The organism is Pseudomonas sp. BN505, assembly GCF_029873175.1.
In the GTDB taxonomy this organism is placed as follows: Bacteria; Pseudomonadota; Gammaproteobacteria; order Pseudomonadales; family Pseudomonadaceae; genus Aquipseudomonas; species Aquipseudomonas putida.
In genome coordinates, this window is the sequence record NZ_SSOI01000026.1 from 140,474 (window position 1) to 151,100 (window position 10,627).

Sequence of the window (10,627 nt, forward strand, 5' to 3'; positions counted from 1 at the left end):
CCGCGTTTGATGAAATGGCGGCGGCCCGTCTGTCGCCTCCAGAGTGGTAATCGGTATTCCTGATCCAAAGTGGGGGGAACAACCCTTGGGCCAAGTGGTCTGCTGAGATGGCCTAAGTCGAACCAGACGGCATTGAACATGCACCGTCTGAGCGCTGTGCAGCGCTTCAGAACCCCGCCAGTCAGGGACATGGCGGTCGATTATGTTCAGGTGGGTAAAGTTAGGTAAAAGCGGCCACGGCCCATACACGGCTGGTTATTGTGGCTTGTACTGTCCAGTTAAAGATGCCATTGATGAACACACTTCCGTCGCAGCCAGGTGCTGAACGCGGGGCGTTCTCCAGTTTCGAGGCGTGTCGCAACACCCAACAGGGCCCTGTGGTGATCCTTGCCTCTGGTGCCTCTGCCAAGCATTTTCCGCTGGGCGAATTCGCCCATTTGCCCATCATCACCATGAACGGTTCGGTTGCGATGACCGCCGAACATGGCATTCAGCCTTTCTTCTACGTGTGCACCGACAAAAGCTTCAGCCAGCAACAGCCGGCCTTGTTTGCCACTGCCTTGCGCGACAGCGAGCGCCTGGCGCTGTGGCCCGAGCAGTATGCGGGTGCCGATGTGCCGGTAGGCACCGAGTGCTATGCCTTGCATAAAGCGGATACGCCGGGCCTGCTGGACGGGTTGCGTGGCCATGGTGACAGCTGCGTGTGCAACCGCACCCTGTGGAGCAAACGCAGCCGCTCGATTGCCTTCAGCAAAGACTTGGCGCAGGGTTTCTTCGACGCCCGCACAGTGGCGTACGTGGCCTTGCAGTTGGCCTATCACCTGGGCTTCGAAGAAGTGTTGCTGGTGGGGGTGGACCTGGATCAGAGCGTCAGCCGCTTCTACGAGAACGGCCAGGGACAGTGTTCGCCGTGTGGGCTCGACCAGCATTGGGACAGCCGTATCCTGCCGTCGTTGACGCTGATGGCCAGGGAGGTCGTGAACGAGCACTTCCACGTTTACAACCTGTCGTCGATCTCGCGGATTCCAGCCGAGCTGATCCCCAGGGTCAACCTCAGGGAAGCGCGCCGGATTGCCGGTTGTGCAATTACCTGAGCAAGAAAGCGGGTGCGTGCAGGGCTGTGGATGCGTACAGTACGCCGAACGCAAACAGGCAGGAACCCGCTCATGTCCAGCGCATTCACCTTCATGCATTCGCCCGTCGGCACCCTGACCCTGGTTGCCCGGGGCCAGTGCCTGGCAGCCGTACTGTGGGAAGAGGAGCGGGAAAACCGCGTGCGCCTCGGTGCCTTGCACCGTGACGACCAGTGCCCGGTGCTACTGGACACCGCGCGGCAGCTTGGCGAATATTTTGCGGGCAAACGCCAGCGCTTCGAGCTGGCGCTGGATTTCGCCGGTACCGAGTTCCAGCGCCAGGTGTGGGCCGCGCTGCTGGCGATACCCTTCGGTGAAACCCGCAGCTACGGCGACATCGCCCGGCAGATCGGCAACCCCAGCGCGGTGCGGGCGGTAGGCGCCGCCAATGGCCGCAACCCGATCTCGATCATCGCCCCGTGCCACCGCGTGATCGGCGCTTCGGGCAGCCTGACCGGCTTTGCCGGTGGCCTGGCGGCCAAGCAGTACTTGCTGGCGCTGGAGGGCCGGCAAAGCCTCGCGCTGGACCTGTAGGCGTCAGCTGAACCAGCTGGCGACCAGGCAGGCCAGCAACGCCAGCGCCGAGCCAGCCATCAGGGTGTACTGCCGATGGGCCCGACGTGCATGGGCCTTGACCGCACGCAGGTACTCGCCCGGTGTCGGTGCATCGGGCCGATGGCGCAAACCCTCGGCCACATCGGCAAGCTGGCCCTGGATCAGCAAGCCGACCAGGTAGTAGGTGCAGGTGTAACTCAGCAACGCCAGAAACAGATAGATCATGCCGGGTGTGGGTCCAAAGGCAGGGCCATTGCGCTGGCGTTGCCAGTGTCCAGCATGATCAGCCCTTCACTGTGGTCGTCCAGGCTGGCCAGCAAGCGCCCCTGGCTGTCCCACGCTGCCGAACCGCCCGCACCGATGAAGGTGTCGGCTGGCCCCACGCAGTTGGCCATCAGTATCGGCATGCCCAGTTCACGTGCCACCTCCGGGTAATGTGCGTATCCCTCGCGGATGCCCTTGGCGGTTTTCGCCACGCTGACCAGATACAGGTCGGCGCCGTGCTCGCGGGCGGCGGCCGCGTGGGCCATGAACATCGATTCGTAGCAGATCGCCGGTGCCACCCGATGATCGCCTACTTGCAGCAGCAGTGCCTGATCGCCAGGGGTGAAGTAGGGCAGCTCGTCATCATGCAGGCGCCGTTTGGCATAGGCCTGGCGCGGTGCCCCGGGGCTGAAGATAGGCATGCCAATGCGAATACCGTCGGGTGTCGGCAACGGCAGGCCAACGGCCACGGTGATACCCAGGCGGTCACAGGCTGCCTGCAGCGGGCCCAGTCGCTCGGAGCTGACCGGCAAGGCGGCCTGGCGCGCAAGGCTTGGCTCATAGCCGGTCAGCGAGAGTTCGGGGAACACCACCAGCGCCGCGCCAAGGGCCGCGGCCTGCTCGATGCAGGCCAGATGACGCTGGAGGTTGCCTGGCAAATCGCCCTTGAGCGACGCCAGTTGTACGGCGCACAGTTTCATGAAATACCCTTCCCTGGTACAGGTTGAAGGCTCGAGCATACTATCGGCACCAACGCCTGTACCAGTGAAGGCTTTTTCAGGTTGCCGGGTGCGTCGCGAAGCGCTGGCGGAACCAGTCGTCGAGCATGGCCTTCTCGGCATACAGGCGGTCGCTGCTGCTGGCGACCCGGCCGGGGCGGCTGAGGTACATCTTGTCGCTGACCCGCTCCTCGGCCTGCTGGGCGGGTTTGCCCGGCTGGCTGAGGGTGTAGGTGAGGTCGATGCTCGGCCAGGTGATCTCGCGCATGAAACGCACATCGTAGGCCTGGCTGTGCCAGGGCTCGAAGCGCCCGGCCAGGTCGATGTCGCGGATATCGATGACCAGCTGCTGGCCCGGTTGCAGGTAACGCTGACCGAGCTTTTGCAGGTACTGGGTAAGGGATTTCATCACATAGGCGTCGGCGCCACGCTCATAACCGTGGCTGTCCAGGCTGGCGTCGCGGAATTGTTCCGGGTGGTCGAAACGCACCTCGACCTGCGCGGCCGGGGAGCCTTGTGCCATGCTGTTCAGTGATAGCGCCATGAGCACGGCACACACGAGGGCGGTACGCATGATGCACCTCCGGGGTAGATTGGGGGTGTTTCCATTTTACGCCCGCCATGGCAGCACCTGCAGAGGAAGATTGTAATGGGACGGTTTCGGCGGTTGCTCGCCAATATCCGGGGGCGTGACCTGGCGGTGGGCGATATCCATGGTCACTTCCAGCGCCTGGAACAGTGCCTTGAAGCGGTGGGGTTCGACCCCGCGGTAGACCGCCTGTTCAGTGTGGGTGACCTGGTCGACCGGGGGCCGCACAGCGAGGCCGTGCTGGAGTGGCTCGCGCAGCCTTGGTTCCATGCGGTGCAAGGTAACCATGAGGCGCTGGCAATCACTCGCGTGCGTGGGGGGCGGCTTGACCTGGACATGTACCGCGCAGCGGGCGGCAGCTGGTTCCTGGACCTGCCGCGGGCCGCACAATTGCGCTTCGCGGAGCGCTTCGAGCAGTTACCGATTGCCATCGAAGTGGAAAGCGCGGCCGGCCTGGTCGGGTTGCTGCATGCAGACAGCCCGTTTGCTGATTGGGCAGTGCTGCGTTCATGGCTGGAGCTGGAGCTGGATCACGACTCGAAGGTACGCGAGGTATGCCAGTGGTCGCGCCGGCGCCTGAAGGAAGGCGATACCCAACCGGTGCAGGGCCTGCGTGCTTTGCTGGTCGGGCACACGCCGGTGCTGGAGGCAAAGCTGCTGGGTAATGTCTGGCACCTGGACACGGGGGGGTGGGCGAGTGGCCACTTTACCTTGATGGACATGCGCACCTTGCAACTGGTCAGCCCCGGGCCAGATGCAGCACCAGCGCCGCAGCCAATATCACCAACATGAGCCCTGAGGCCCGCTCCAGCCACGGCAGGCTGCGAGCGAAACGCCGCAGTACCCGCTGGTTACCGATGGCCACGGCCACCAGCAGGTCCCAGAGCAGGACGATGCTGAACATCCACACGGCGTAGGCCGATTTCCAGCCGGTGCTGGCGCTGGCTACCATACTGGCAAGGCTGGCATAGAACAGCGCGTTTTTGGGGTTGAGGATGCCGGACAAGAAGCCCATGCCCAGATTGTGCCACCAGCCTTGAACCCGCTGGTTGTCAGTGACTGAGCGCAGGCTGGTTTGCCCGGCATGGCGCAGGAACAGCACGCCGATGTACAGCAGGTAGCTGGCGCCGGCCAGTTGCAGGGACGTAAACAGCAGGCTGCCTTCCTGCAACACCGACAGGCCGGTGAAGGCGATGGCGATGAACGCGCCATTGGCCAGGGCAATGCCCATGCAGGCGCCGCTGGCGGTGCGCCAGCCGCTGTTGATCGAGCTGCGTGCGACCAGGAAGAAGTCCGGGCCAGGTGAGAGCAGGGCGAGGAAGTGGGCGAGGGCGATGATCAGGAACTGTTGCATGGGCGGCGAGGCTCTGCGGGAAAAGCCGCAGTCTGCTGCCGGGCTTGTCAGGCGTATTGAAGAATATTGCGTGGTAGTGCCTTGGGGCTGCTGCGCAGCCCTATCGCGACACAAGGCCGCTCCCACAGGTACTGCGTATGCCGTTCAATGTGGGAGCGGCCTTGCGTCGCGATCGGGGCGCAGAGCGCCCCCAGGATCTCAAGGGCTGCGCACATCCCGATACTGCCCTGGCGTCACGCCCACATGGGCCTTGAATACCCGCTGGAAATGGCTTTGGTCGGCGAACCCGAGGCGGTAGGCCACCTCCGCCAACGCCAGCCCTTCACCCAACAACTGCCGCCCGCGATTGATCCGGGCATTGAGCACATAGGCATGCGGGGTCAAGCCAGTGGCGGTGCGGAACGCGCGGATCAGCTGGTAGCGCCCAAGGCCGGCTTCGCGGGCCAGCACCTCCAGGCACAGTTGCGCGGGGTCTTGCCCTTCGAGGCGCGCGATCAACCCGCTCAACGCAGTCGCCCCCAAGGCGGGGGCTGCCGTCAGAGGGGGCTGTGCGGAAAAGTCCAGGTCACCCACAAAGGCAATCAGCGCCGCATCTTTCTCACGGTTGCTGGCGCTGGAGAACAGCAACCTGTTCAGCTCGCAGAACTGCCCATACACCGCCGGCGCCCGGCAGATACGCGCCGGTGCGCCGGGCCCGGCGCCGCCCAGCCCCGATTCCAGGCGCACTTGTGCCAGCCAGTCGGCGTCCACATGCAGCATCTGGTAGCTCCAGGCTTGCCCGGGCTCGGGGTTGCAGGCATGTACGCGGTGGGCTGGCACCAACACCAGCGTACCGGGTGTCAGGCGTTCCTGCCCATTCGCGGCGCCGCTGAAATGGCTGTGGCCGGCATCCACTGCACCGATGGAAAACGTTGGGTGACTGTGGGCCTTGTAACAGGCCCGGCTATGACAGGCGCGGCGGCTCTCCACATGCGGGAGTGCCGGGTCGCGCCACAGCGCGGCGTGGGAGCGGGGCATCACAAGGTCCTCTATTTCGCCGGCAGCGTAACAGGTGCCGCGTACCCATACAGTTTTTATCGCTGGCTGTAACTTGACCGCAAGGCCCGGCAGAGGCCGAAATAGACGCCTGTTGCCAAAGGAAAACAACAATGGACCTTTCAAGCCTGCTGCTTTTCATCCCTGCCTGCTTTGCCCTGAACATGGCGCCGGGGCCGAACAACCTGCTGTCGCTGCACAACGCCAGCCGCTATGGCCTGCGCACGGCCTGCGTGGCCGGGGGTGGTCGCATCGTCGCCTTCAGCGGCATGATCGCCCTGGCGGCCATGGGCCTGGCCGTGGTGCTGCATACCAGTGAATACCTGTTCCTGGCCATCAAGGTAGTGGGTGCGGCCTACCTGTTCTACATCGCCTGGCAACTGTGGCATGCACCGGTAGGCGAGGCAGTGGTGGCAGCGGACCACCCGCGTGGCACCTGGCGCCTGACGCGCCAGGAGTTCTGGGTGGCGGCCGGCAACCCCAAGGCCATCCTGATCTTCACCGCGTTCCTGCCGCAGTTCGTTACAGTCGGCAGCGCCACCCCGGTGAGCGAGCAGTTTCTGTGGTTGGGCGTGCTGTTCCTGCTGTTGGAATGGGCGGCCATTGCCCTCTATGCAGGCCTGGGTGCCTACATGCAGCGCTGGTTCAGCCAGCCTGGCCCGCGCCGCGTGTTCAACCGGGTCAGCGCCTCCCTGCTGGGCTGCGCTGGCCTCGGCTTGCTGGCGGCGCGCCGCTAGAACTGCCAGCGCACCCCCAGGTTGACGCCGCTGGCTTCCTGCTGGCGGCTGTCCAGGTTGGCGGTGTACTGCACGCCGCCATGCAGGCTCAGCGCTTCGCTGACCTGCGCCACCACGCCGCTTTCCAGTTGTACCGAGGTGTAGCGGTAGTCGGTCTTGATCTTGTCGACACCATCGAAGGTCAAGGTGTCGCGGCCACCGTCGCCGTGCCACAGGTTAACCTGCGCATAGGGCTGCAGCAGGCGCCCGCTGCTTCCCGTGAACGCACCTTCCAGGCGCACACCCAAGCGACCCGTCAGCTCGACCTGGGCGTCATGGCTGATGCGCGAAATGCTATCGCTTGCGCTGTCGAGCGAAACTTTTTGTGCGATCAGCTGGGCTTGCGGCTCCAGCCTCCAGCGCTCGGACAGGGCAATGGGGTACCCGGACTCCAGCGACGCCGTCCAGGCGTGGCCGTCGATGTCCAGCTTGTCGCCGCGGTCCGAGCGGGCTCGCCCATCAAGGCGGGTGTACTGCAACACTGCATCCAGGTACGCGCCTTGCGGCCCGACCAGCGTCCAGTATGTGCCGACGCTGTCGCCATCGAGTTTCAGGTCACCCACGCTGCGGTCTTTCACGGCCAGGGCGAAACCTTTGACGTCGGCGTCCAGGCGGCTATGGCTGACGTAGAAGCCGACATGCTGGCGGTAACCGTTGTCGTGGACCTTGGCATACAGGTCCTGGCCCACCTTGAAACCGTATAGGTCGCCATCCAGGCTCGGGCTGACCGTACCGCTCCATTGCTGACGCAGCGTGCCGCCGTAAGCCTGCCCCCAACTGGCAGGCAGGGCGCCTTCGCCTTTGAGCAACTGTTGGTCACCCTGGCGTTGATGGAAGGTGCCCAAGGCCTGGCGGGCGATGATCGCAGCGCCTCTTGGAACGGCAGCGTAAACCGGGACTTCCGGGCGATAAAGCGGCAGGCTTTCGCCTTGCACGGGGGCGGGCAGGTCGACCTGGCCAGGTGCCGGTGCGGCAACAGGTGGCGTCTGGGCCGGTGCTATCAAAGGTGGCTCGCCCGGCTGTGAAGGTTGTGTTGGTTGTTCGGGCCCGGGTACAGGTGCTGGAGCGGGTGCCGCGACCAGCGTCGAGCGCAGGTACCAGCTGTTTTCGCTACCAGCGGTTACACCACCTTTGAACAACCGGTAGTCATAGGCACCCACCGATAGCGTTTGCGTCTGCACGAATGCTGTGGCCGTGCTGGTGGCGCCGTCACGGGCTTCGACAACCTGGATGCCGTTCTGTGCAGTTGCTGCACCCGCGCCATTGAGGTTGTTGACGAGCAATTGCGTGGAGCCGCTAATGGCGCCACGGCTGACCACCAGGCGGTCGGAGGCAGCGCCATCGCCTGCCAGCACGCTATTCAGGCGCAGGGTGCCGTTGTTACCGGTGTAATCGCCCTGAACGGTCAGGCGGCCTTGAGCGTCGTTGCCACGACTCAGGTCGATGGTGCCGGCGTTGACTACCGATACCTTGCTGTCACTCGGGATGCTGACGATGCTGCCCTGACGGCTGTTCAGCGCGCTGCTTGCATCGATTTGCAGGGTCCCGGTCCCAGTGGCCGGGATCACGCGTGGCTGATCGCTGCCCAGGTCTCCCAGTGTAAGGGTGTCGTTGAGGGTGAGCCGGCTGCCTTGCTGGAGGTTGATGGACTCCCAGTTCATGTACGACGCACCTTGGCCGACCTGACTCTGCTCGAATGTCAGTGTGTCCGTGCCGGTACCGCCGTCCAGGATAACGGCAGAGTTGCCCAGGTCGAGGGCGCGGACGATGGCGGTGTCATCGTCATTCTCCATGATGACCCGCTTACCGATCTGGCCACCCGTCCAGGTAAATTCATCCTTGCCGTTGCCAGTGCGTATTTCGCCTTTGAGCGTGCCGCCGCTGATGGTTATCTTGTCAACGCCGCTACTGGTACTGATATCACCGCCGACGGTGCCGCCCGTCATGATGATCGTGTCGTTGCCAAGCCCGCTGACCACGTTGCCAACAACAACGGTTTCGACACCGAGCCCTTGGGAAATCTCGAGGAAGTTGTCAGCGAGCTTGAGATCGATTCGGCCAATGCTGCCGCCTTTGAACCACGCCGTGTCTCCATCTTCAAAAGCGCCTGTGATGGTGCCGCCGGTCATGGTGAACGTGTCCATGTCACCGCCTTGGTTCAATGACCCTAGCGTGCCGCCAGACATGGTGAAGGTGTCTTGGCCATTGCCTTGTTGCAATGACTGGACCGTTGCGCCGCTGAGGGTGAACTCATCAGCGGCATCGGTTTGCACGAGGGCGCCAAGGGTCTCACCGGGGGTAACCGTCAGGGATTGGGAGTGAGCCAGTAATGGCAGTGCCAGCAGGGGGAAGGGCAGCAGCAAGCGGGGGCATCGCATAGGCAGGTCTCCGGGTCCATTCAAGGGTCCACTACCTGAAGCGACGCCAGCAGGACGGCTTCGGCCCTGCCGGAGTTGTATGTAATGTTGGGTGACGGGACAACTGGCAAAAATGTCAGGTGGCCCGCTGCCATCAATCGCGGTAGAACGTTTGCACCAGGTGGTAGCCGAACTTGCTCTTGATCGGCCCGTGCACCACACGCAAAGGTTTTTTGAAAATTACCTGGTCGATAGCGCCGACCATCTGGCCCGGGCGGACTTCGCCCAGGTCGCCGCCGCGCTTGCCCGAAGGGCAGATAGAAAACTTTTTGGCGAGCACGTCGAAAGCCTCACCGTTGGCGATGCGCTGTTTGAGCTTTTCGGCTTCGTCAGCGGTCTTGACCAGGATGTGGCGGGCTTGGGCTTTCATGAGGTACCTGTGCTTCGGGCGCGAAAAAAGGGGCGCATTATGCCTGATAGATTTGCCTTGCAGGAGCGGCACAAGGCCGCTCCTGCAGGGGCTGCGGTAGTTATTCGACTTTAGCCTTTTGCACGTCCTGCGACGCCGACCAGATGCGGTAGCGCACCTCGACATCCTTGGGCACATACACCACCACCGGCAGCTTGCTGTTGTAGCGCAACAGGAAGCCGTCACCGATCACTGGTACGAAGGCCTTGGTCTTCTTGCCATCCGGGCAGGCCATCAGGGTGCTGGCCGGGCCGCTGACTTTGTCCAGGCGGTAGTAGTTGTAGCCCCAGCCTTCCAGGGTGCGTTCTTCCAGGCTGCCGCCCAGGCGCTGGCGATTGCAGTCGACCTGCAAGGTCTTGCCGGCGAGGATTTCCAGTTTGTAGGCCGATTCATCGGCCTGTGCCGGCAGGTGGATAACCTGCCGGGTAAAGCCTTTTTCCGCTTCGGGGTAAGGCGCGACGTCCTTCAGGCTGGCCGCCATCACAGGCGTGGCGGCAGCCAGGGTGAGGGCCAGAATTGCGGTCATCGGGGTAGGGCGCATAGGGCCTCCTTGCAGATAAACGAATGCGAACCCGCCGCCAGGCCCAGGCTGCCCGTCACTGGGCCAACCAGCCACCATCGACGTTCCAGGCGGCGCCGCGAACCTGGCTTGCGGCCTCGCTGCACAGGAATAGTACCAGTTCACCCAGGTGCTCGGGGGTGACAAACGCGAGCGACGGTTGCTTTTCGGCCAGCAGATCATGCTGTGCTTGCAGCGGATCGCCACCGTTGGCAGCACGATCGTCGATCTGCTTTTGCACCAGCGGGGTCAGCACCCAGCCGGGGCAGATGGCGTTGCAGGTGACATTGCTGGTCGCGGTTTCCAGGCCTACCACCTTGGTCAGGCCGACCACACCATGCTTGGCTGCAACGTAGGCCGCCTTGCCGGTCGAGCCGACCAGGCCATGCACCGAGGCAATGTTGATGATGCGCCCCCAGTTGCGCGTGCGCATGCCCGGCAGGGCCAGGCGCGTGCCATGGAACACGGCTGACAGGTTCAGGGCAATGATCTTGTCCCAGCTTTCCACCGGGAACTGCTCCACCGGCGCTACATGCTGGATGCCGGCGTTGTTGACCAGGATGTCGACGCCACCGAATTGGCGTTCGGCCAGGGCGAACAGCGCTTCAATCTGGGCCACGTCCGACAGGTCGGCCGGGTGGTGAACCACCCTCACGCCATGGCGGGCGATGTCGGCTATGGCCGGTGCCGGGTCGCCAAAGCCGTTGAGCACGATATTGGCGCCAGCGCGGGCCAGTACCTGGGCGATACCCAGGCCGATGCCGCTGGTGGAACCGGTGACGAGTGCAGTCTTGCCTGTGAGGGTCATGCAAAGCTC

General features: G+C 63.7%; 13 protein-coding genes. 4 read left to right on the plus strand and 9 right to left on the minus strand.

From position 1 onward, the window contains the following. Positions 1 to 293 precede the first annotated feature (293 nt). A complete protein-coding gene (locus tag E8E78_RS05740; RefSeq protein ID WP_059395348.1) occupies positions 294 to 1,094 on the plus strand; it encodes a hypothetical protein in 801 nt (266 codons plus the stop codon). 72 nt (positions 1,095 to 1,166) lie between these two features. Continuing rightward, positions 1,167 to 1,667, plus strand: a complete 501-nt coding sequence (locus tag E8E78_RS05745; RefSeq protein WP_016499489.1) for a methylated-DNA--[protein]-cysteine S-methyltransferase — start codon at positions 1,167 to 1,169, stop codon at positions 1,665 to 1,667. Between the two features lie 3 nt (positions 1,668 to 1,670). Here E8E78_RS05745 and E8E78_RS05750 read toward each other — a convergent pair whose 3' ends face one another. From E8E78_RS05750 to E8E78_RS05760, 3 genes are all read right to left on the minus strand, one after another. After that, positions 1,671 to 1,913 carry a hypothetical protein gene (locus E8E78_RS05750; protein WP_016499490.1) on the minus strand — a complete coding sequence of 81 codons (243 nt, stop codon included), beginning with the start codon at positions 1,911 to 1,913 and terminating at the stop codon, positions 1,671 to 1,673. After that, a complete protein-coding gene (locus E8E78_RS05755; protein ID WP_016499491.1) occupies positions 1,910 to 2,653 on the minus strand; it encodes a carbon-nitrogen hydrolase family protein in 744 nt (247 codons plus the stop codon). The genes E8E78_RS05750 and E8E78_RS05755 overlap by 4 nt, the downstream gene beginning before the upstream one ends. A gap of 76 nt (positions 2,654 to 2,729) precedes the next feature. Then, positions 2,730 to 3,245, minus strand: coding sequence for a DUF3016 domain-containing protein (locus E8E78_RS05760; RefSeq protein ID WP_059395346.1), 516 nt, complete (start codon positions 3,243 to 3,245; stop codon positions 2,730 to 2,732). 75 nt (positions 3,246 to 3,320) lie between these two features. Between E8E78_RS05760 and E8E78_RS05765 the strand changes: the two genes are divergently transcribed. After that, entirely contained in the window at positions 3,321 to 4,052 is a 732-nt protein-coding gene (locus tag E8E78_RS05765; protein ID WP_084967054.1) for a metallophosphoesterase, read from the plus strand. On the opposite strand, the gene E8E78_RS05770 is transcribed toward E8E78_RS05765, so the two are convergent. After that, entirely contained in the window at positions 4,000 to 4,614 is a 615-nt protein-coding gene (locus tag E8E78_RS05770) for a LysE family translocator (RefSeq protein ID WP_049276030.1), read from the minus strand. The two genes, E8E78_RS05765 and E8E78_RS05770, sit on opposite strands and share 53 nt — an antisense overlap. A 198-nt stretch (positions 4,615 to 4,812) precedes the next feature. Beyond that, positions 4,813 to 5,631 (minus strand): AraC family transcriptional regulator, encoded by an 819-nt coding sequence (locus E8E78_RS05775; RefSeq protein WP_059395345.1) that lies wholly within the window; start codon positions 5,629 to 5,631, stop codon positions 4,813 to 4,815. A 131-nt stretch (positions 5,632 to 5,762) separates the two neighbouring features. Here E8E78_RS05775 and E8E78_RS05780 point away from each other — a divergent pair, with 131 nt between their 5' ends. Further along, the gene (locus tag E8E78_RS05780; protein ID WP_059395344.1) at positions 5,763 to 6,386 is read left to right on the plus strand and encodes a LysE family translocator; all 624 of its coding nucleotides are present in this window, start codon (positions 5,763 to 5,765) and stop codon (positions 6,384 to 6,386) included. On the opposite strand, the gene E8E78_RS05785 is transcribed toward E8E78_RS05780, so the two are convergent. From E8E78_RS05785 to hbdH, 4 genes are all read right to left on the minus strand, one after another. Further along, a complete protein-coding gene (locus tag E8E78_RS05785) occupies positions 6,383 to 8,803 on the minus strand; it encodes an autotransporter outer membrane beta-barrel domain-containing protein (RefSeq protein ID WP_280313376.1) in 2,421 nt (806 codons plus the stop codon). The two genes, E8E78_RS05780 and E8E78_RS05785, sit on opposite strands and share 4 nt — an antisense overlap. Before the next feature lie 133 nt (positions 8,804 to 8,936). After that, the gene (locus tag E8E78_RS05790; protein ID WP_016499499.1) at positions 8,937 to 9,212 is read right to left on the minus strand and encodes a peptidylprolyl isomerase; all 276 of its coding nucleotides are present in this window, start codon (positions 9,210 to 9,212) and stop codon (positions 8,937 to 8,939) included. 100 nt (positions 9,213 to 9,312) lie between these two features. Next, a complete protein-coding gene (gene eco, locus E8E78_RS05795) occupies positions 9,313 to 9,792 on the minus strand; it encodes a serine protease inhibitor ecotin (protein ID WP_016499500.1) in 480 nt (159 codons plus the stop codon). Positions 9,793 to 9,847: 55 nt separating this feature from the next. Then, complete coding sequence (gene hbdH / locus E8E78_RS05800) at positions 9,848 to 10,618, minus strand: 3-hydroxybutyrate dehydrogenase (protein WP_049276722.1); 771 nt, start codon at positions 10,616 to 10,618, stop codon at positions 9,848 to 9,850. Between the last annotated feature and the right edge of the window lie 9 nt (positions 10,619 to 10,627).